Genomic DNA, 21,602 nt, shown 5'->3' with positions numbered 1-21,602 from the left:
TACAACAGCTATGGGCTGTTGTATTTGGAATTTGCCGTACAAATTCCCTGCTTGCTACAGTATAAGACAAACCCGCCCTGCTGCTCTCAGGACGGATTTTCGGTGTCTTATACTGTTGTATAGAGTATCTTTTTACGAATAATCTCTTTTGTGCCATTTGGGCACGATCTGCTCGGTTCATCATAGATTCTTGTGCCATTCTGGCTCAATCGAACATCGATAAAGAATCCAGAACCGCTTTCGGATCCAACTCAGATATATCGTTACTCAGCTCTGCTTCATTTTCCGTTGCAATCGGCAACGTGATTGCAGCCGTCTGAAATTCTTCTCTGACGACCTTTCGGATATCGCTGAGGGAGAATGACGGAGAGTGATCCTGATTTCGGATTTGATTGATGACCGCATCAACAATGAATTGATTTCTCGATTTGCCGAGAGTGCTGAGATAATCCGCAGCCTCTTTCTCATCGGGGTGATCCGGTCGGAATCGCACATTGATCCTGTACTCATTTCGCACGACTCTCATCCGCTTTCAGCTTGATTTCTGCAAGAGCTTCATAACCTTTTGCCGCAGCGCAGATATCGTCAATGAAGCTGACACGCTCAAGGCTCCCGGTATAGAAATGCTTGACCAGGCAACCGCCGCCACCGCAGATATACAGTCTCATTGTTTGGGCATCGTACCCATGCTCACGCAGTCGGCGGAAGATGCCCTCCACATATTCCTGCGCGGTGGCTGTGATGATTTGCAGATCTGATTTGGAGATATCAGCCGTGCCCTCTCTGAGCACCGTGTCGATGATGAAGTCATCGATCTCACGCTGCGTCAGCTTGGAGAAAGCTGCGCGGACGGCAAGCGTGCATTGATATACGCCGAACTTCTCGGTATACATCTTGCTTTCCGCTTTCGGTCTGCCGTTTTCCAGAAACATCATGTTCATGGTGCCGTTACCGATATCCGCCATCACGCTCAGCCCTTTCATACGGGGCGTGTACGGAAGGATAGCGGAATACCCCTGCGGGAAGATCTTTACATCGGAAATATGGATATTGTAATCTACATCCCGAAAAGTAAATGTGACATCTTCATTCTGCGACAGATACTTTGCAAACGCTTCTTTCTGACCGCTCGTCCAAGCTAACGGAAGTCCTGCGGCGATGATGACGTTGGCTTCATAGATATTGGCATCGCTCAATTCCATAGCAATAGCGACAAGGGTAAGGCAGTAATAATCGTTATCCTGTACCTTATCCCGCAGGAACTCCTTGTGCCCTTCGCCGATCAGATAATACTTGCCGTTGTAGATGAGCATATCCTTTGTAAACAGCGGCTCAGTGTCATAGGCTGTAATGCCGATCTTGAAGCAATGGTTTGCGGTCTTGATATTACCGTAGCCGTGATCGACTCCAATAATGTATTTTTCTTTAAATTGTTTCATAATGTTTTTCTCTCCTTGTAATTGATATTTTGGATGACAGATCGGTACAGCATTTTATCGGTGGGCAAAACTGAATAATAAAAGTAATTACAATAAATTCCCGATATCGATAACAGCTGTACGCAAGGGTAGCTGTCGCCGTCATCCAACAGCAGACAGCACCCGTCTTGGCAGTTGGCACAGGCAGAACGCACGAGGGCGTTCACCTGCTCAATCTGCTCAGGTTTAATGGGAACAATCATAAGGCATCGCCTCCTTTTCAATTGAGATATACTGCTGTCTACTAAAAAGTGTGGGAGCAGTGTTCATAAAATGAAAAGGTATTGTTTTATCGTGCCAATTGTGTTATGATAGGCATTAAAAGGAGTTGTCCTTCATGAAATACAGGATCTATGAATTATCCGCACGCGCCATCATGCGTAATGCTGTTAAGAATATAAATGGTGTTTACACTTTCTATCTTGATGAAGAAGCGACGAAAAAGTGTATCGTTCCTAATGCGCCTGAAGCACAGTCGGATTGTGCATTGTTTCACCAGATTCGAAGGGTTGCGAATCGCACCGTTTTTTCTTATGCCGACAAGGTAAATATTCTGTCAGATATCTTGGTCTATATTGATTTCACCCATATATTTGACCGCAAACCGACACAAAAGAAATATATTGACTGGCAAAAGAAAGCAGAGGATATGTTCCGTCCGAAGGGTATTACCTTGGATTTGGGGCACGGTGAATTTGATTATGTTGCCTTTGAACGTTCGGCGAGTATGAGTCGTAACGCAAGGCTGTCCTTTATCCGCTCCGACTTCTATGATCCTGTCCGTAAACGAATCATGCTTGATATGATGATCGGTAAATGTCAGCTGTCCAAGCTCTACGCGTACAACGGCTTAATGCTGACGGATGGTTTTCGTGTTAATGATACGGCTATTTGGGATAGTAAGCGGATCGTTGTGATCGACAACCCAATATCGACCGTTCACAGTGTTCCTGTTATTACGGTTGAGGACGATGGCTCGGATAACGCCGTGCGCGAATATAACCGCATAGAGAAGATAACGGATATTGACGTTCTTGAGTTTGACGGCGAGGGTTTGATCTCTGCCGAATACGGAAAACAAATAGATTATCTGTACTGCAAAAAGAAAGAGCATACGTCTTTCCAAATTCGTATGCCGTATATCAAAGGCGTATTGCACGAGGTAGATTTTAAAAGCTTTCTTTCAGAGTTAGGAGTATATGAGATAAAGGACATATGGGGAGAGATCCATCCGGTCAACGAAGTCGATATTATCCTCACCAAAAGTATGTTCAAGGGCTTTGGCTGGATGACAGAGAACGGGTTGACTTGGTCGGAATATCTTAACCGCTGTAAGCAATATGACCACGCCATATATATTTCGGGTGTCAGCCAACCCGAATCCGACAAGTACACGGAAATGAATTATCAGTTTTTGGTGACAGCATCTATCAATGCCGAAGAGTTTCGCCCTGCCGATCTGCCGCTTGGCTGGGATAAAAAGCCTTCCACCGATGTACGTCAATGGATCACCAAAACGATGGAAGAACGGTATTACGATATGGTTGCCGATAAGGATTATCGACTCTATTACTGCATGGTTCATAATCCTAAATGGGTTGAGATATTGAAGAAGAACCCCTTGTTTGTCAATGAGCCGTTCTTTACAAAGCAGCTTGATATACAGGCAGAAAAGATATTAAAAAACTATGCTCTCGGTACGCTGTCAATCGTCGGAGATAACCGATATTTATCCGGCGACTTGATCAAGTTGATTGAATATATGGTGAAATCGGCAAACAGAGATCATACTTCCGCTGTGATAGACTTAGAAAGAGAGCGCCTGAGACCGGGTGAGTTCTATGCTCCCTGCACTCAGTACAAAGAGAATGATAAATATGTTCTTCTCCGCAATCCTCATATTGCAAGAAACGAGGAAGCCATAGCAAAAGCGCCCGAAGAGATCGGATACTACCGAGATAAGTATTTATCTCATCTTAACTATGTGATTATGGTGGATTCAGAAACGCTGATACCGGAACGTCTTGGCGGCGCTGACTTTGACGGCGATATGATAAAAACGATCGCCGATCCGCTGATGAATGACTGTGTGGCGAGGAATTATCATAACCCTACCGTTTTTGACAGCTTTTCGGAAGGTTTGCCATTACTGAAAATACCGTTTGCACCTCCGATCGTGCGCGATGCTGATGACTGGCACGCCCGATTTGAAGCGGTACGCGATACCTTTAACAATAAGGTCGGACAAATATGCAACGCCGCCTTTGACCGCAGCATTGCGGCATATAACGAGAATACCGCCGCCGATGAGCAACAAAAGTTGCGCGAGGACACGGAATCGCTGGAGATATTGACCGGTTTGGAGATCGACTCTGCAAAAAGCGGTGTAAAACCTGATCTATCCGAATATCTGAATAAGAAGATTGTCAGCCGCAGTACCTTCCTAAAATACAAGAATATTGTAAACAGTGCTGACAGCCGACAATGGTATGAACCCACCTTGAAGCAAAAGTTGGATAAATACTTTGCCTCGATTGATTGGGACAGTATTAGCTCTAATGTTGAGAAACTGCCGTATTTTGCGCGGATGTTGGAGCTGCATACACCGAAGCTGAAATCCAAACCGGCGAAAGATGAAGAATTGTTCAAATTCGCACGCAGGAAAAGCTGGCAGAAAAAGTTGAATCCGCTTCATATGGAGTTTATGAGAAGTGTGATAGCCGATTATGAAGAAGCCTTGCGGCGTATTCAAATCAATCGTCTGCCGCAGAAGGAACAACAGCGCAAAAGCGATATTGAGCGGATACTCTTTGCGAGAGGACAGGAGAATGAATACACCTCCGATGAACTTTACGGCGTTTTCAGTACTCTTGATGCAGAAAAGATCGCTCAAATCAGGCGTGATCTAATTGAAAAGCAATGGCATCTGATGAATTATGGTGACAGGGTCGATTTCGTGATGGAGATCTTGCCAATCGGCAAATACGATTACGCAGAGTTTTTCTCTGATTTTCGTTTCAACGGCTATCGCATCCTCGGCGACATGATCTGCGATTATGATGATACAAACCGTGCCGAAGCACAAAAAGAAAACGCCGTCAGCAGAAACGCTGACAGCGAGTTGATGCAAAGTATTATGAAAGCATACAAAAGCAATCCGGGTAAGGATTATACCAAATTAGCCGACCGATGCGTTATGGATTATTTGACAGACAAAATAGATGGGGACGATGCGCTGAAATGCGCTGTTGCACTTGGCAAAAGACAGTTTGCCATACACACCTTATTCGATTACTTAAAGGACTACGTTGTAAAGGGGCGTGAATAATGCTTAACGAGATAGAGGAATTTGTCGCATATACCGGCAAGATCAAATACAAAGCGGACAACAAATATGACAGCTCATACCTCGGCAGATTCACTTATGAAATGCTGATGGATTTTTCGGGATTATACCGTGTGTTCGTTATCATCGCTCGAGGATATCTATTCCGTGACGATACAGTCGATATTGATCGTGCCCGTAAAGCCTTGTGCGCTTGGTGCAGTATTCCGAAAAGAAAAAACGCCCATCCGCAGAAGGATGGGCAAAGTGAAACAGATTACAGATCGCTGCATACAGAATTCCCCGAATTGGTTGACGAAAGCGGAAAAAGCTGGTTTTATGCACACGTTCATAACGTAATAAGGTTTGTATTGAAGAATCCCGATAAGGTAACTAAAGCCTCCTTCAAGAATTGCGAAGCGCTCAAGAAAGGTTTTGATACCGAATGGCGTAAGAAGCTGATGCAGTATCAGGTGCCGCTGTTTTCGGTCAACACCAAAGCGGCATGGAGTATTCGCTTTGATGATATTCTCGCCGATGCGATGGAGCAAGGTGCATTACAAAACAAAAATTATGACTTACCGAAAGAAACAATGGATATGTTGGCTGCTGCTACGCCGAAAGGTGTCCCCGATACTGTGTTGCCGACATTGGTAAAATACTACTATATTAACAAGCAGGATGATTCCGAGTGGGTTGTCTTGCCGGTTACCAACTTTGACGCTTACTTCGGCACAACATCCTTTGGACGAAAGTGGCTGAAGCTGCTCCCCGAAAACATCATTGAACGGTCAAGTATGAGTTACGGGATATGCCGATACAAAGTAATCACTAATTGAGATCAAAAACTGAATATAACAGAAAAGCCCCGCTGTCGGATAACGGAAAGTGTTTGCGGCATACTGGACAGCCTTATCGTTTTATTGATGTTCCTGCCCTTGTTCGGAAACGGCGGCGACACTGCTGTATCTATGTTTTCATTAACAGATACAAGCGATTGGTTGAAAATCGTTTTTATTATAATCACGGGGCTCACTGTGCTGAACGGCTTTTGCGGCGTTATAATAAGCAACTTCGACAAGCCTGTATGGAACAAACACAGGATCATTACGGGTATCGCATTGTCCGTTATCGGAACAGTATTATTTGTCGTGACAAGGCAGCTATACGCCGGAGTATTTTATCTTTGCGTGCTCATAACAAAAGGCTTTTTGCTGCTGAAAAGCAAATGACACGGAGCGTATCAGCCATGTGAGCAAGCGTTTCTTGAGGTATCATCATACTTGATTTAGAATTAAGTAAATTCATTTTGAAAGGATGATACACATGAAACACAGATGCTTGTTCCCGGCGGCAGTATGCGGTTCGCTGTCCATAATACTGATCGTTTTAGTGCGCTGCGTCGACGTCGCTCCGATCGGAGCCGAGGCAACGAATATCGGGCTGTCGCACCTCAACGGTTTTGTATTTAAACTATTCGGAGTAATACTAATTTCAAATAAAAAGCTTAAATAAGGTGTTAGCGGAGAATTTCGTAGAACGCGGCGGAGGACGCAGGCAGGCTGGCGCCTGTCAAGTCCGACAACAAAGTTATACGGAATTCTCCGCAACAGATGTTAAAGGGTTTTATTTGAAATTAGTATAAATATGCTCTGGTATGATATAACAGATTGGCTCGGAATAGCCGCGATTCTGACGGCGTTAGTTTTCACGGTCGCCGGACTTGTACAGTTGATAAAAAGAAAAAGCCTGCTTAAGGTAGACCGTGAGATCCTCGCTTTGGGCGGTCTTTATATCATCGTTATCGGGCTATATGTGTTATTTGAAAAAGTAATAATCAACTACCGCCCGATCATTATGCCCGGCAGCACCCACCCCGAGGCTTCTTTTCCGTCGTCGCACACGATGCTCGTTTGCATAATAATGGGAAGCGCCGCGATGCTGCTCGGCAAATATATAAGGAATAAAAAGCTGTGTACGGCGATCAGGGTAATGTGCCTTGCCATAATCGCATTTACCGTTATCGGCAGGCTTATTGCGGGAGTTCATTGGTTCACGGACATACTCGGCGGGATCCTGATAAGTATCACGCTGCTGTCGTTTTTTCGGGAAGTAAAATAAAACGAACACCTGCTACACGATTCGATTGGCAGAAAAAGCATAACCACCTGAAACAGGTGGTTATGCTTTTTTATCTGATTCTTAAATTCAATCCAAAAGCGCACTTACTCTTTTTTATGCGGGCAGAGCTTTACCTTCCATAGAACAACTGCAGCTGTAATAGAAAAGATGATTATCAAGCTCAACGTCGGTATGATAATATAGTTCATCACGCCTGTCGGAACTACCATACCCAGCGTGTTGGTGACCTCGAGCGTAGCGTCATCCGTTATGGAGAAGGTCATCCTGTTCGTCCTTCGCGGCTGACCGTCATTGAGCGTAAAGGAAGCGGAATACTCCTGGTTCTGTTCGGTCACGGTCAAGTCGACGTCAGGCGGTACCGCGATAATCACTTCATCATCGTGCTTCATAGTGAATGTATCGCCGGAATGAAGCTCCGTACTCTGTGTGACGCTGTTCTTCATCCACTCATATCCGTCTGTCGGCTCAGCCGAATCAACGGTAAGCGTAAACGTGAAGTCACGGTTGGGATCTCCCGCGTTGCCGTTCACGGTTTTTCGTATCGTCAGGAGTTTATAGCCGGGTGCTTCTTTTTCGTTCGGTACGCTCAGCGTATAGATGTAGCTGTCCTCGGTCTCGACCAGCTGACCGTTATACGAGTCGCTGATAAGTGACGGAACTCCTATAGCCGATATTCGGAATACAATATCTTCATCAAGCTTTGTATAGTTCAGCGGAGCTTGTGTTTCTGTCAGGAAGTAGACTGAGCCTCTGCTTCCGGGATTAAGTGTTCTGCCGCTGTTACCGCCGCAGATATACAGCTCGCCGTTTGATGTGACCATATCTTCAAAGCCCGTCAGAGGATCGCGGTTCTTTTCATATCCGCCGATAGCGGTGTTAGTCTGTTTATAAAGAGCGAAGTGAGCGTTATCCAACACAATGCCGGTTTTTTCACTGTCCATCTTGACAACCTTGAAGTTGAACTGCTTATTGTAAACATCAACATAAGCGCTCAAGCCGTTGTCGCCGAGTTTACCGTTCGCCCATTTCAGGTCAACGCTGCCCTTGGTTCCCCACTTGGTACCATCCTCATAGAACAGCGAAACGGTGCCGTCGTTGTTGACCTTAAAGCACAGATTCTTTTGCAGTCCGACATAACCTCTCGGCGCTGCGGTTTCGGTCAGCGTGTATGTTTTATTCTTTTCAAAGTCATACAAAATGGTGACCAAGCCATTCTCATCGGAGTAATAGTTGCCAACCGTGTTGCCGGAGCTGTCGACCAATTTGAACTGTCCGTTTGGAAGCGGCGTATCGGAATTCCACCTGAACAGCCGGATCGCGATACCGCCCTCACGCGTATTGGTAATGGTGTCCTCACGAGAGGTTTCAGAAATTTCTTTCTGACCATAGGTGACGATATAATCATACGCCCTGTCTTTATCCTCGCCTTCAGGTGTAACATCATCGATACGCGACGCGACGACATTGACTCTGCCGCCTGACGAAATCGGCTTTACAGTACCGGAGTCGGTCACTGTGCCGTCATCGAGCACCGTGGGATTCTGATTGCTGATGGTGACCTCCTTGACCACATAGCCGGCCAGAGATGTTCGTTCGGTGCCGTTTAAATTAGGCTGCAGCCTTGTCCAGAAATAATTGGCTGTGGTCGAGGGTGATTTGATCTGTTTAACGGAACCTTCAAGCAGCGTTCCGTCCACATATACCGCCGTATAGATTTCGGAATGACCGGTAGTTATGCTTAGGTCGCTCCAAGACTTCTTAGCCGAAATGCCGTAGCCCTTGCGGTTGTGTACTTCCATTTGAGGATTCTCATCCGCAATGACCGTGCCGATATTCTCGGGATTGCCTGCATCCACCATATAGGACGCGATCGGCTCTACCGTACCATCCTCGTGAGTCTTGGAACCCATGACACGTTCATATCCCATAAGACCATAGCCTGTTTTGGGATCCTCTGTCACCTTAAAGACAGAGCCGACCGGAAGTCCCGGGACGCAAATCGTGTAGCCCGCCGGGATACCCGCGATCGAGCCGAAGCCCGAGGTTTTGAACGTAACGTCTTCAGTGCTGACTCCGGGAACTTGACCGTCTTGAATGGCTTTATAGTGAGCTCGGGTATATACCACCGATGTTTCGGCAAATGATGCTGTATCCGGGTCAAACCGACAGATTTTCTTATCCGGAGAGAGCACAAGGTAGCTGTACATATTCGCGAGCGGGATCTGATCCGGCGAAACCTTAACTGACGATATAGACAGTCTGAAGTTAAAAGTAGCAGGATCGTCCGTGACCTCCTGATTATCCTCATCTAACAGCTTTTTCGTAACCAAGAGATCCTTGATAACATTATCATTAACATGGTTATCAAAGGATATATTCGGTCGAACCTGAGCGCTGCCGGATTCGGATGAGTAGCTTTTCAGATCGCCCCTGATCTCAATTCTGTCATCAGGGACATTTTCCCCGTTGATCGTAACATTGCCGTAAACAGTAGAATTAACGGCACATTCCACGATCCTGTAGGTGATCGTTTTATCAGGGAAGGCGATCTCCGCGTTCTTTGATGGATTTATAAAGTAAATATTATCATACGCCTGATCTTCGCTAAAGCCCGGTGGTCGGTATTTTCGGACAAAGTTTACAGGCTGGTTGGAGTTTTGGTAGGTTACAGCGACATATTCGTCGTTGTTGCCCAAAAGGTGTTCCTCACCTGGTTCACCGTTGGGTCCTTCGGGAAGAGTGTAGTAAATCTGGAACGGATACTCGAGGAAGTCTGAGTCGAGCGCATCCGTGCCCTCACCGCTGACGCTTTTGGAAACGACAACATGTCCGGGCGTAACAGACGCGATATTGAAGCGCATATACAGGTTAGAAGCGTTAGCGCCGCGCTCCATATAGAACATCTTCATAGTGTGGGTGGAATAATCCTTGAAGATGTTGCCGTCGAAGTATTCGGACAGATACTCGTTGACCTCTTCATCGGTGGCAGTGGGATACTTACTCTTGTAATTATCGTAGAAGATCTGTCGCAGAGTGGTATGCGCCATATTTTTACTGTGAACGCTGGTTCCGTTTTTATCAAAGTAAACGTCGCCGGTACGGAAGTTGATTGTACCCATCTGGGCGGAGTGAACGCCGCCGAGGTCAAGAACCAGCTGACCGTCAACATACAGCCAGAAGTCATCGTCACCGGTGAACTCAAAGATGATGTCATGTCCCCAAGCATCCAGTCCGGACGGTGTCTGTACGAACGCCGCCTCCATCTCCATACCGAAGTAGTAGTTTGCTTTTCCGCTGGGGTCTTGAGTCTGGATGAGATGAAGCTGTTCGTATTTTCTGGGATCGGTCTCAGGCAGCTCTCCCATCGTACCGTCTCTGGGCGATGTAAGCGATGAATACAGATTCTGTGTATGGCTGCCTTCAGGCGGATATACGCCGGGCTTGATAGTATCATAAGGGAAGAACTGACCGTGCTTTAGCGAATAAGCGTTTAAACTCTGAGTATGCGTACCCAGCTCGTGATACAGGGTAAAGTCTGTCTCTCCGTTTTCTTTTGTATTGAAAACGATATTTCCGTTTTCGTCCTCACGCTTTAGAGTCGCAAAGTTCTGGGTACTGTCGAATTCAAAGTAACCGCTCGATTCATGAACACTTTGCAGGAACAAGTGGTTGACCGGGATCGCATTCGCAAAGACCTCGCCGAAGTCTTTATTTGATTTGGTTGCGGTAGGATAGCCGTTTTCATTCAGATTTGAACTAAGCAGACCTGTTCTCAGGTTGTTCAGACCATATTCACCGCCAAGGTAATCCCAAGTTACGGAAGAACCCTGCGAAGGATTGGTGTGGTTCGAATCCTTCGCAATATCGACCATCTTCATCTTGATGCCGAACTGGTTATTGTCGAGCGTCGGCACCTCATGAAGCCTGTCGCTGAGGTTCAATTCTTCACGGGTCGCGAAGTATATCGGCAGCGCCACTGACTCAGCGCACGGTTCAAGCGCTGTTTTGTCAGCGTTGGGTCGCAAACCGATATATGCATATCTGGTGTTATCCCACGCGATAGCGTTGCTGTAGAAGCTGCCGTCTCTTCTGCCGGGCAAATTGATACCGATCGGGGTCTCGGACAGAACCTGATGACCCGTCAACTGCGGCGCGAGGTATTTTTCAGAGTACGGATTGTACAGTTCGTAATAATAGTTCGGCTGCTTGGTGACCGGGTCAAGATACTCGGTAAACTCCCATTCAAGCGATTCCGACGCGTCGCCGAGCCACATTATTTTACCGCCCGAAGCAAAGCACGGATACAGCGATCCGTCACGGTCGATTGCATACATATCATAGCGAAGCTCGGATTCGTTCCAGATACGCACGTAAACGATTACCTTAGTGCCGTCGGGAACATCGGATACACTGACGCGATCCGCCGAGAAGGTGATATATTCTTGATCATCGAGCGAAGCGCGGTCAAGAAGATTCAGCCACGCAAAGGCATTGGAGGGGTTGGTCGTGAACTTGAAGAAGCCTCCGCCGTTTTGTTCGGTTCTCGGCTCATAGGTCAGGTAATGATTACCGGTTCTGAGACGCACGGTGTTTTGTCTGCCGGCATCTATCGTGAACACGCTTGCGTCATCGGGTGATTCCACGATCACGATATCGTTCCCGTCGGCGCTGAGATATTTGCCGCCGGTCGACAGCATAAACCCGCCTTTTTCCTCGTTATACTCGAACGTCCACTGATCGATCTCGTTATTCTCATCGACATAAAGGATACGGTTTTTATTACCCGCAGTCAAAACCATCTTTACCAGCGAATGGGTATCACCCTCAGCCATAAACGCGTTGCCGACAGTAGATCCCTCCGCATAGTGGAAAATACCGTAGGATTTGCCGTCAAGCTGGTTCACTACGCTCTGATCCGTCACAGGGATAGTGTATTCAATAAAGATTCTTGAATTTGTTGTGTTATTATTATCTGTCCAGTAACGAATACCTGAACCGCTTCCCGAGTGCTGGAGCCACTTTTTCTGATTTTTCAGCTTGATATTGAATGACGGGGTACTGCTGTTGACTTCGCTGATATCAAGCAGATCTGCTGCATTGGCGTTGGTGGTCAATTCCACGAGATTTCCGCTTTTATTACGCAGATACTTCTTTTGGTTGTCTACATAGGTATAAAGCTTGAGAAAACCACCGGACTCCTCAAAGAACCATATCGCGGCTTTGGATATATCAGTCGTTTCTTCCAAAGCATCATTTTCGTTTAAATTGGCAGTAAAGAAATTTTCCGGTGATCCGTAATAGAGATAAAAGCCGGAGTTCTGTGCTCTTTCTGAGGTGAGTTCTTCGACTGTCTGTGCTTTATCTGTAGCGCTGCCGCCGGAGATCTCAACGATCTCATAGATACTGAAGCCGGTCGCGTAGAAGCTGAGCTTTCCGTCCTCAATCTCAAAGTCCTCGATCTCCTCGCGGGTGCCGTCATCCTTTATATGCAGCAGCTTTGTCTCGGTACCGCCGCTGATTTTAGGATGTGCGATCTCAACATATATCGGAGTTTTTTCTCCGGGCTGATACTCTGTGCCGCCGTGGGTGATGGTGATATCGTAAGCGGCGATGACCGAGGTTTTATCAAACAATCCGCCTTCGTCCGCGTAGTCTTCTGTAACATCCGTTACGGTAGCAACGGCGTTGTGCGGCATCATACCGTTAAGGGTTACTTTTGAATCAGCTTCCTCTGTGTTTAGATTCATCTCAATGCTCTTGTTGCTTAGCATACCGTTGCCGATTACTGCCGTTACGGTTAAAGAAAAGCCGGGAATCAGGAGCGACAAAATGCATATGATGCATAGGAAAAGCTGCAAGTTCTTTCGTTTTTTAAAGGAAAGCAGACATACTACTGCCGCAGAATAAATTTTCTTTAGCGTATTCATATGCAAACCCTCCTTTCGGTTAAAATATAAAACTGATTTATGATTCTCAGGCATAGCCTCAGAATAAAAATTATAAACTGTAGATTTTCTTATTTACTATCTTTTGATAAGCCGCTCGGTAGAAACCGAGTAGATAACAGCCAGCATAAACAGTCCGCCCGCCGCCGCGATACAGATCAAAAGATAGATATCCAGCATACTGTCATCGCCTGTTTGGGGACGTGAGGTAGGCGGATTCTTCGGAGTCTGCGCCGTACCGGCAGGCTGCGTCACAGCATTTGCTTCGGATTCGTCCGACTGCTTTTCGGCAATTACAAACCTGCATCTGTCCAGCTTGTAATTGCTGCCTGCCTTAGTCAGAATGACCGTCGACGTCAGCTTGCCGCTGTTGTCCGCTCTGACTGCGACAGTTGCAGTATAATACTCAGGTGAATAATACAAGCCGTCCTTTGCTTCGGCTTGGATAGTATACTCATAATCCCCCGGTACGGAAAAACTTATATTTATATTTTCTGTCGCGCCGTCTTGAACCTCCAGAGAGGATTCCTTCGGCAGCGGACAGTTGACTTCAGAGATTATTTCCGCCGTGCCGCCGCCCTCGATCTCTACGGGGATCGAAACGGATTCCGCTTCCGCCGCGAAAGCGGTGAACGGGAGCAGACACAGCGTGACAAGCATAACAGCGCCTGTCAAGAGAAAAATGATTGCTTTTTTCAAGATAAACTCACTTTCTTATGCTTTATAGATTTGCAAATCAGTGGCTTAGGATGCCGAACACGAGCATACGCTCGATGTTTTCGGCGGACTGGCAGGTAGACAGCGCGATAATATGCGTTCTATCCTGCGGCTCTTCATAGACAGCTGCGTTCGTCTTTATATATTCAAGCAGCTTTTCGTTGTCAGTATTCGTCGGGTCAAAAATAATGTCTTCATCCGCGGGAGCTTTTGCCGCGGCAAAAAAGTTGATTTTGTACTCTTCCCCGCCTACGGTGATCAGTGTGCCCGTTCGGTGGGTTGAAAAATAATCGGGCTTGATAAACTCGTCCAGCGCCCCGAACATGGCGCCGTAGTCCATGTGGTGGCCGTACAGCAGGGAGTACTCGTCCTTGAATTCGCCGTCGCAACGGCTGTCAAGAAAGATACTACCCGAGAGAGAATAGTCTCCGTAAGGGTCTTTGTTAAGATATTCCGAATTGTTTTCGCCCTGCATAACAGGGTAGTCTATGTTGGTGTTGTCCACGGTCAGCCACGCTACGGCGTCGTCGGACAACTCGCGCAGTATTGCGGCATCTTCTTTACCGTGGGGCTTATACTTCAAAACACTTTGATCGTTGGCGTTGTAGTAAACCATAACAGCGTCGATCATTGCGTAAATGCAGATGAGAAAAAAGAGGAGAGACACAATGAGGACAATACGATCGATACCTTTGTCAACAATTTTGATCGTTTTTCGCAGCATCGTATCTCTCCTTTCTTCATAGTACTATGTTTTCCCGGAGCATCCCGGGAGCTTGCCTCCGCTTATGCGGAGGATTTTATTTCCGGATTTTTGGATCGGCAAGATCCGCGCGGTAATGCCGATCTACCGGAGATCATTCGTCTTCGCTGTCCTCCGGATCTTCATCATCATCTTGCCGATGATTCTTTCAATAATTGTTTCTTCTGCGCTTTGCGATAAAGAATATGATCAGCGCGCCGAACAGAAGGATACCGATAGCGAACGGAGCGATCGTGAGCAGAACGCCGGTGGGGATAACGCCGTCTTTGGTGTTGGTGAAACCAACATAGACGTCATTAGGACCAATAGCTGTCGCTGTAGAAGCAGGAGCAGCGTAAACCTGAGTTTTACCGCTTACATCGGTAGTTATGCCCGAGGTTTGAGTGTAATCCTCATATTTCTCGGTAAGAGTGTAAGTTGCAGCCTGAGGCAGACCTTTAACCTTTATATACTGACCGTCCTTCAGATAATAATGTACAGTAGCACCGCCGTTTTCATCGGTTGTAATAGTAGATGCATTTGTCTGTCCTGCATTAGCTGCAATAGTAGCAGCGTTTGCTACGCTTGTTGCTTCAGCGCCTGTTATATCAACAGTATAGGCTGTATTCGGAAGCGCGTTGGCAATAGTAAGCGTAAAATCAAAGTACTTGTCCTTTGAACCCTGATTACCGGTTACTTCCTTACCAAATTCAAGATTAGATGTCTTGTACTCATTTACAAAGCCGTCAGACTTGTCTGTAACCCGATCACCATCGTGTTCAACTACCTTTTTAGAAACAGCAGCAGCAGTATCGTGAAGAACGTAAGAAGATACAGCCAAAGCGCCGTCTTTATCTGTTACATAAACATCAAGGATACGAGTCTTAGCGGTAGCATCCTTAGACTTCTGCGTATCATACTGTATGCCTGTAACACCACTGATTTCTTTCTCAGTTAAGATGTAGCGATAGATACCGGGCTCGGGGAAGCTAACGCTTTCAAAATTGATGTTGACTACCTTCTTTACGTAGTTTTCGCCGGAGTCCAGAGTAACAAGATCACCGGGGGCTACAGCTGTTAACTTTGTATCATTCGCTGCATAAGCGGCAGTACCAACAACAGGAGTGCCTACGCCGGCAAATACAGATAATGTAGAAGCGGTAGGTTCTATCGCGGTACCCGGAGCAATAGTGTATTCGAATGTAATAGCGGGAACCTTAGCATCCTCGTCAACGATCAGATATTTGTTGAAGCTGGTAGTTCCACCTGCTTGCGGCGTGTAATTCGCCGCCGAAGCGGAGATTGCGGCAATGCCCATGATCAGCGCGGTTGCCATGATGATCGCCATGATTTTTGTAAATCTCTTCATTGTTTTTCCTCCTTTGTTATATTGAAAAGATTTTATATGCAATTGAATTGCTGACTGTTTGTGTTCCCGCGTATGGCGGGAAATCGTCATCCTAAAGGATAACGGTAAAGTTTATGAGGCATATCAAAAGCCTCTGCGCCGCATGGTGAGCAGCAGGGTGCCCTGCAGATCGCCGGTATCTACTGCGCCGAAGCTGCGGCTGTCGTTTGTGTCCTCACGAAAATCGTTGAGGATAAACACCTTGCCCTCGGGTACGGTGTACGGATACTTTATATCTGAGCCGTCCGCGGGATAGGTCGGATAAAATACTTCCTCGGAAGGGGCGTTGCCGTTGACGGTAAAGGTGCCGTTTTTAGATATATCAACAACACTGCCCTCCATCGCGATAACCCTGCCGACGGTCGTTCTGCCGTCGTGCCGGTACATCACCGCCGCGTTGATAAACGGCTTTTGCAGGCGAAGGGTTATTACAAGATCTCCGTCGCGCACCATAGGGTGCATATTGTTGCCGTAGTGGATCATGATCCCCAAGACAAAGGTGAAAACTCCCCATACGACCAATGCGATCACCGCTATCTTGATCAGCAATCCGATAAGAAGCTGCTTGGTGGTTTTTTTCTTCTTGCGCGGCTTGCCCTTTGGTCGTTTACCGGCGGGCTTTTTGCGGTCGGTATTCTCCTTTTTTTCAGGCGAAAAACCAGACGCTTCTGTCTTGGGCCTTTGCGTACAGTCAGCGTCTGTAGGTTGGGGCACTGGGTGCGCTTGTGTATGTTGAGAATCATTATCCGCAGAGGATATCGCTTCATCCAACGTGTTTTTCTGTGCGTTTTCTTCTTCCAATATGCACCCCTCCGTTTCTGACACTTATACTTATAGCTATTATAGCGTTTTAGAACAATAATTTCAAGACCTTTTGTTTATTTTCTCCAAAATATTTCTGTTTTGCAATAATGACAGTTGGATAAATATTTATTCACACATATATACAAAATAAAGAACCGCCGCACAAAATGTACGACGGTTGAAAGGATGAATGAAAAATTATGCAATTCGGTATGCGGCCACTACGAATCTTCCTTCGTCGGTATGGTAGTAGCAGGTCGACAAAAACATGATCTGCTCCGGATACTTTGGAGCTTCGTTCAGAGAAATCAGCGACATATTCCGGACGTTTTCAAGTACACCTTCATATTCGTCCTTGCTCAGCTCGCCCACCGACCGGTAATACGCAAATTCCTTTGAATCCTCGGGGAGCAGCTTTGTCTGAAACGCGGCAAAGACGCGATAGACACGGTTTTCTTTTACCGTCCGAAATACGATATCCTTATGCTCCAGCGCAAAGCTGCCGCTTTTGTAGCTGTCGAGACTGCCGAACATAGAACCGGAGTTCATGTTGTGACCGTAGATCACAAAGGCGTCTGAATCGGCGTCGCAGCCCTCGCCGATGAACAGCGTACCCGAATACGAATAGTTCTTGTCAAAATCACGGTGCAGATAGAACTCGGGATCGCTCTCATCGGATTTCATAACGGGATAATCTATCACTGTGTCTTCGATGCTGAGCCAGCCGACGAAGTCGCTGTTCTTCTGAGTCAAGGTTAAAACGGGCGTGTTATCCGCGGCGTTCTCCGTTTTATTGTCAGTTTCGCCGGACTGCGACGGCTCCGTGCTGCCGATGATCTCCTGCGCGCTGATATCTTTTATCCCGGCTTCTTCCTTGATCGACTCAAAGCCCTTCGATTCCTCTGACTGGGGAAGATATATTTTCAGCGCCTGATAACCCGCAAAAGCGAGTATCAAAAGCAGTATGCCCGCGAAAACATAATATATCACCGGGGTTTTTAACTTTTTGCGTTTCATCTGCGGCATCTCCCCTTTCCTGTCTTTTCACTTTATTCTACAACGGATTTCCCTTTTCGTCAATGATTCACCGCGTCAGGATAATTCCTCTTCTCTTATTTTTCCGCATTGTGAACACATCAACACTCTCTTGCGAGGATCCCCGCCGATTTGCACATATTCGTGATCGGTTTGACAATCCAAGTGTAAGCAATCTCCGCTCAATATTCCTCTGGCAATAAGCTTTGCCAGGATCGTCATACCATCTTTATTGGGATGCGAGCCGTCAATTGTCGGGATCGAGATTTTATCTGCATGTAAATCTATTACTTCGCATTGATATTCGCTCGCAACTTCACCTATTACTTTGTTATAGGACTCGATACTGTTTCCGTACAGCACCTTGGGAAAATGAATTACCGGCTCCGTTGGCGTATATGTCGAAAACAGAGTAACACAATAAATCTGCGCCTTCGGATACTTTGATCTTAATTTTTCAAGCATCATGCTATATGCGTCGCGGAACACAAATTTATTTCGTTCATTTCCGTTGGGCTTTTGAGATAACAGATCGACTCCGAACCCCCAATCGTTTACTCCCAATTGAATAACAATAATATCGGGATTTCTGTGCAATTTTTTTAGATTATTGATCCTTTCGTCGCTGATTCCTGATGGGAATAATCGATAATAATTCGGTAGCTTTGTTACTCGACTGCCTGACCAAGAATCATTAACCAATAAATTTGCTTCGAGATATTCGATCAACTGTCCCCACCAAGTATCGGAATAATCTTTGACGCCGGAGCGTTCGCAATTCTCGCCTTCGTAAAAGACGTTATAATCCTTTGGATTCCACCCGGATAGTGTGCTGATTGAATCGCCGAAAATAGACACGTACTTTTTCAAAAATACTTTCCTTTCTGCTGTGTTATAAAATAATAGGTAGTAAATCAATTATATCATATTCTAAACTGATTTTCTACTATTACCAAAAAAATCAGCAAAAACGCCGTTCCGGTTTTTACACTGAAACGGCGTTCTGTTGTTGTATCAGAGAACACACCTGACGGCGAAGCCGCCGCTGAAAAAGTAGGTGTTCATCCAATACTTGTTTGGTGGAGGTGAGGGGAATCGAACCCTAATTATTCTTTTCATGAAATTACACTACTCTCAAACAGACACAGAGAATTATAAATTAGGGATATGTTTTTATACCTTATGAAATTACACTACTCTCAAACATGAACATCCAGTAGTTAAATTGAACCGCCCCATATTGTATAGACAGTACAAAAAGAGCCTACTTGATGTAGAAAATTAAATTTTAAGCAACAAACTGATTTCGTTTTTCTAACGGAGTCAGTTTTGTTTTTGTTTGAATACGATAGTTGTTGTAAAAGTTGATATATTCATTTATGAGGAGTTTTGCTTCCTTATAATTAGCTATTTTCACTCTATTGATACACTCTGTTTTAAGTATTGAAAAGAAATTTTCTGCTAAAGCATTGTCATATGGATTACCTCGCCTTGACATTGACGGTGTTATGCCGTATGATTGTGTTAGCAAATGATATTCATGCGATACATATTGCGAACCTTGGTCACTGTGGAGCTGCAACTCTGCAGTGATATTTTCTTTTTTCACAGCCTCTTTGATTGTATCTAGCACGAGTTTTACAGTCATTTTTCTTGATAACCGGTAAGATACTATACTGTTATCATATAAATCTCTAATTATTGATAAATAACAGTTACCTTGAGCAGTTGGAATATAGGATATATCAGTAACCCACTTTTGATTTGGTCTATCTGCATTAAACTCTCTGTTTAGTAGATTTGGATATTTGTGTAGGTGTTCAGACACATACTTAAACTTCTTTCTACGGACAACAGATAGTAGATTATACTTTTGCATAACCCTTAATACAGTTTTAGGATTGCAGTATATACCTTGCTTTTCAAGCCATATATGTACTCTGCGATAGCCATAAGTATTATGACTTTCCTCTTGACATTCTCTTATCTTTTCAGCTAACGGCAAATCTCTGTCAGGTATATCCATTCTTTTCAAAAACGCATAATATCCACTCCTTGATACTCCAAAGAATTTGCACATTTGACTTATGCTATACTTATCTTTGTGCTTAAAGATTACTTGATATTTTATTGATGGCTTCACTTCCTTCCTGTGTGCGAGAGAAAATCCCTCATTAATTCATTTTCCATTTCTAATTGTTTTATCTTTGAATCTTTACGAGCTATGATATATTTTAACTCATTGATTTTCATATCTTCTGTGACTTCATAATCTTTTGGCGGTCTACCCTTCTTGTGAATTACTTTTCCTGCTTCAAGCATTCGTTGTTTCTTATTGTATCGTGTGATGAAGTTATGTACTTGCTTTTGAGTAAAACCAAGTTTTGCCCCTATTTCTATCACAGTAAACCCTTTTGATTTTAATTCTAATATTTCATTTTCGTAATTACTTATGTGTCGGTAACTTCTTGGCATTAAAAATCCCTCCTGATGTATATTCTACATCAAGAGGGTGTTTTTTCCATTGTCCATTTTTTACGGACTTGTTCAAAATCTTTGCTGTTTTAATACCTTATGAAATTACACTACTCTCAAACCATTCTATCCTCTGCCATTTTTGTAAGTGTGTTTTAATACCTTATGAAATTACACTACTCTCAAACAGTACCTCACCAAATCCGAACTTTTCTTATGTTTTAATACCTTATGAAATTACACTACTCTCAAACTCTTAGGCTCACTAGCCCCGTAACTCCTAGTTTTAATACCTTATGAAATTACACTACTCTCAAACGAAGGTTTCACCGTCGGCTTTGGCAACCTTGTTTTAATACCTTATGAAATTACACTACTCTCAAACACAACAGCTTCAAGAATTAGAAAAACCTTGGTTTTAATACCTTATGAAATTACACTACTCTCAAACAACAGTGTTGTCAACAAGTATCAAAGTCCAGTTTTAATACCTTATGAAATTACACTACTCTCAAACCAAAAAGGAGGAATAAAAATGCAGTTACAAGTTTTAATACCTTATGAAATTACACTACTCTCAAACTGTTCTATAAATTTGCTTTTGTAATACACGTTTTAATACCTTATGAAATTACACTACTCTCAAACTATGTGCGCGGACACATCAGAGAAGTAAAGGTTTTAATACCTTATGAAATTACACTACTCTCAAACTTGCCTTCTGTCCAAGTTGTTGTTAGTAGGGTTTTAATACCTTATGAAATTACACTACTCTCAAACTATTTGATTATCGAAGAAACAACAGACGGGTTTTAATACCTTATGAAATTACACTACTCTCAAACGCTCTACAGGTTTAAGAAGATCTGAAGTTGTTTTAATACCTTATGAAATTACACTACTCTCAAACTAAAAGGTGAGCAAGCTCACGAGACCATAAGTTTTAATACCTTATGAAATTACACTACTCTCAAACTAAGGTCCATAATTGCTGAACACTTCTTGGTTTTAATACCTTATGAAATTACACTACTCTCAAACCACTCCTGATTTTAATTAAATGGTTGTTGTGTTTTAATACCTTATGAAATTACACTACTCTCAAACAAAGATCAGCTTGATGATCGATCTTAAGAAGTTTTAATACCTTATGAAATTACACTACTCTCAAACGCCTCAGTCGGTGGGATGATTGCACCAGATGTTTTAATACCTTATGAAATTACACTACTCTCAAACATAATAAATTTGCTCATTTTATTTACTCCTGTTTTAATACCTTATGAAATTACACTACTCTCAAACTTTACTCGATACATTTAAACTTTGGGCTGAGTTTTAATACCTTATGAAATTACACTACTCTCAAACCACTGGCACAAAACTATTATCTGCTATCGGTTTTAATACCTTATGAAATTACACTACTCTCAAACTAGATAGTCACCTTCATTCTTAGGTATAGGTTTTAATACCTTATGAAATTACACTACTCTCAAACCGGCTTTTCAGCCACTACATGAGCGCTAAT

15 protein-coding genes and 1 CRISPR repeat array (1 of these 16 cut by a window edge) are annotated in these 21,602 nt (G+C 44.5%); of the genes, 3 read left to right on the top strand and 12 right to left on the bottom strand.

All coding sequences use genetic code 11. The features are described 5' to 3' along the window. Nucleotides 1-205 precede the first annotated feature (205 nt). Genes E5Z56_RS09915 through E5Z56_RS09905 form a run of 3 tightly spaced genes read right to left on the bottom strand, consistent with a single transcriptional unit; the run spans nucleotide 206 to nucleotide 1,681 of the window. A complete protein-coding gene (locus tag E5Z56_RS09915) occupies nucleotides 206-526 on the bottom strand; it encodes a hypothetical protein (RefSeq protein WP_138157643.1) in 321 nt (106 codons plus the stop codon). Further along, a complete protein-coding gene (locus E5Z56_RS09910) occupies nucleotides 507-1,439 on the bottom strand; it encodes a ParM/StbA family protein (RefSeq protein WP_138157642.1) in 933 nt (310 codons plus the stop codon). Before E5Z56_RS09910 ends, E5Z56_RS09915 begins: the two co-directional genes overlap by 20 nt. Further along, nucleotides 1,436-1,681 (bottom strand): cysteine-rich VLP domain-containing protein, encoded by a 246-nt coding sequence (locus tag E5Z56_RS09905; RefSeq protein ID WP_232842435.1) that lies wholly within the window; start codon nucleotides 1,679-1,681, stop codon nucleotides 1,436-1,438. Before E5Z56_RS09905 ends, E5Z56_RS09910 begins: the two co-directional genes overlap by 4 nt. 134 nt (nucleotides 1,682-1,815) lie before the next feature. Between E5Z56_RS09905 and E5Z56_RS09900 the strand changes: the two genes are divergently transcribed. The 3 genes from E5Z56_RS09900 (at nucleotide 1,816) to E5Z56_RS09890 (ending at nucleotide 6,924) form a co-directional block, all read left to right on the top strand. Further along, the gene (locus E5Z56_RS09900) at nucleotides 1,816-4,806 is read left to right on the top strand and encodes a hypothetical protein (RefSeq protein ID WP_138157641.1); all 2,991 of its coding nucleotides are present in this window, start codon (nucleotides 1,816-1,818) and stop codon (nucleotides 4,804-4,806) included. Next, nucleotides 4,806-5,642, top strand: a complete 837-nt coding sequence (locus tag E5Z56_RS09895; RefSeq protein WP_138157640.1) for a hypothetical protein — start codon at nucleotides 4,806-4,808, stop codon at nucleotides 5,640-5,642. Before E5Z56_RS09900 ends, E5Z56_RS09895 begins: the two co-directional genes overlap by 1 nt. An 808-nt stretch (nucleotides 5,643-6,450) precedes the next feature. Next, nucleotides 6,451-6,924 carry a phosphatase PAP2 family protein gene (locus E5Z56_RS09890; protein ID WP_138157639.1) on the top strand — a complete coding sequence of 158 codons (474 nt, stop codon included), beginning with the start codon at nucleotides 6,451-6,453 and terminating at the stop codon, nucleotides 6,922-6,924. A 104-nt stretch (nucleotides 6,925-7,028) separates the two neighbouring features. Here E5Z56_RS09890 and E5Z56_RS09885 read toward each other — a convergent pair whose 3' ends face one another. The 9 genes from E5Z56_RS09885 to E5Z56_RS11945 form a co-directional block, all read right to left on the bottom strand. Beyond that, the gene (locus tag E5Z56_RS09885) at nucleotides 7,029-12,872 is read right to left on the bottom strand and encodes a DUF7601 domain-containing protein (protein WP_138157638.1); all 5,844 of its coding nucleotides are present in this window, start codon (nucleotides 12,870-12,872) and stop codon (nucleotides 7,029-7,031) included. 96 nt (nucleotides 12,873-12,968) lie between these two features. Next, the gene (locus E5Z56_RS09880) at nucleotides 12,969-13,589 is read right to left on the bottom strand and encodes a Spy0128 family protein (protein WP_138157637.1); all 621 of its coding nucleotides are present in this window, start codon (nucleotides 13,587-13,589) and stop codon (nucleotides 12,969-12,971) included. Between the two features lie 37 nt (nucleotides 13,590-13,626). Beyond that, nucleotides 13,627-14,331: a class B sortase gene (gene srtB / locus E5Z56_RS09875; RefSeq protein ID WP_138157636.1), complete on the bottom strand. Its 705-nt coding sequence runs from the start codon at nucleotides 14,329-14,331 to the stop codon at nucleotides 13,627-13,629. 187 nt (nucleotides 14,332-14,518) lie between these two features. Then, nucleotides 14,519-15,718, bottom strand: a complete 1,200-nt coding sequence (locus E5Z56_RS09870; RefSeq protein WP_138157635.1) for a DUF7601 domain-containing protein — start codon at nucleotides 15,716-15,718, stop codon at nucleotides 14,519-14,521. Nucleotides 15,719-15,841: 123 nt separating this feature from the next. Further along, a complete protein-coding gene (gene lepB, locus E5Z56_RS09865; protein ID WP_175405453.1) occupies nucleotides 15,842-16,558 on the bottom strand; it encodes a signal peptidase I in 717 nt (238 codons plus the stop codon). Nucleotides 16,559-16,759: 201 nt separating this feature from the next. Further along, nucleotides 16,760-17,578, bottom strand: a complete 819-nt coding sequence (locus E5Z56_RS09860; protein ID WP_175405452.1) for a class B sortase — start codon at nucleotides 17,576-17,578, stop codon at nucleotides 16,760-16,762. Nucleotides 17,579-17,653: 75 nt separating this feature from the next. Beyond that, entirely contained in the window at nucleotides 17,654-18,466 is an 813-nt protein-coding gene (locus E5Z56_RS09855) for an SGNH/GDSL hydrolase family protein (RefSeq protein WP_175405451.1), read from the bottom strand. Between the two features lie 418 nt (nucleotides 18,467-18,884). Then, the gene (locus E5Z56_RS09850; RefSeq protein WP_138157631.1) at nucleotides 18,885-19,739 is read right to left on the bottom strand and encodes an IS3 family transposase; all 855 of its coding nucleotides are present in this window, start codon (nucleotides 19,737-19,739) and stop codon (nucleotides 18,885-18,887) included. Then, a complete protein-coding gene (locus E5Z56_RS11945) occupies nucleotides 19,736-20,071 on the bottom strand; it encodes an imidazolonepropionase (protein WP_232842434.1) in 336 nt (111 codons plus the stop codon). Before E5Z56_RS11945 ends, E5Z56_RS09850 begins: the two co-directional genes overlap by 4 nt. A gap of 86 nt (nucleotides 20,072-20,157) precedes the next feature. Then, nucleotides 20,158-21,602: a CRISPR direct-repeat array (repeat unit 36 nt; unit sequence GTTTTAATACCTTATGAAATTACACTACTCTCAAAC) (it continues 1,288 nt past the right edge of the window).

Origin of the sequence: Ruminococcus bovis, assembly GCF_005601135.1 — a bacterium.
Lineage (GTDB): Bacteria > Bacillota > Clostridia > Oscillospirales > Acutalibacteraceae > Ruminococcoides > Ruminococcoides bovis.
The sequence above is the reverse complement of the archived record's forward strand: the minus strand, read 5'-3'. Positions and strand labels throughout refer to the sequence as shown.

Excerpts from the sequence above, each read along its gene's own strand:
- E5Z56_RS09915 (WP_138157643.1), bottom strand. The coding sequence starts at position 526 with ATGAGAGTCGTGCGAAATGAGTACAGGATCAATGTGCGATTCCGACCG.
- E5Z56_RS09910 (WP_138157642.1), bottom strand. The coding sequence starts at position 1,439 with ATGAAACAATTTAAAGAAAAATACATTATTGGAGTCGATCACGGCTAC.
- E5Z56_RS09905 (WP_232842435.1), bottom strand. The coding sequence starts at position 1,681 with ATGATTGTTCCCATTAAACCTGAGCAGATTGAGCAGGTGAACGCCCTC.
- E5Z56_RS09900 (WP_138157641.1), top strand. The coding sequence starts at position 1,816 with ATGAAATACAGGATCTATGAATTATCCGCACGCGCCATCATGCGTAAT.
- E5Z56_RS09895 (WP_138157640.1), top strand. The coding sequence starts at position 4,806 with ATGCTTAACGAGATAGAGGAATTTGTCGCATATACCGGCAAGATCAAA.
- E5Z56_RS09890 (WP_138157639.1), top strand. The coding sequence starts at position 6,451 with ATGCTCTGGTATGATATAACAGATTGGCTCGGAATAGCCGCGATTCTG.
- E5Z56_RS09885 (WP_138157638.1), bottom strand. The coding sequence starts at position 12,872 with ATGAATACGCTAAAGAAAATTTATTCTGCGGCAGTAGTATGTCTGCTT.
- srtB (WP_138157636.1), bottom strand. The coding sequence starts at position 14,331 with ATGCTGCGAAAAACGATCAAAATTGTTGACAAAGGTATCGATCGTATT.
- E5Z56_RS09870 (WP_138157635.1), bottom strand. The coding sequence starts at position 15,718 with ATGAAGAGATTTACAAAAATCATGGCGATCATCATGGCAACCGCGCTG.
- E5Z56_RS09860 (WP_175405452.1), bottom strand. The coding sequence starts at position 17,578 with ATGAAACGCAAAAAGTTAAAAACCCCGGTGATATATTATGTTTTCGCG.
- E5Z56_RS11945 (WP_232842434.1), bottom strand. The coding sequence starts at position 20,071 with ATGCCAAGAAGTTACCGACACATAAGTAATTACGAAAATGAAATATTA.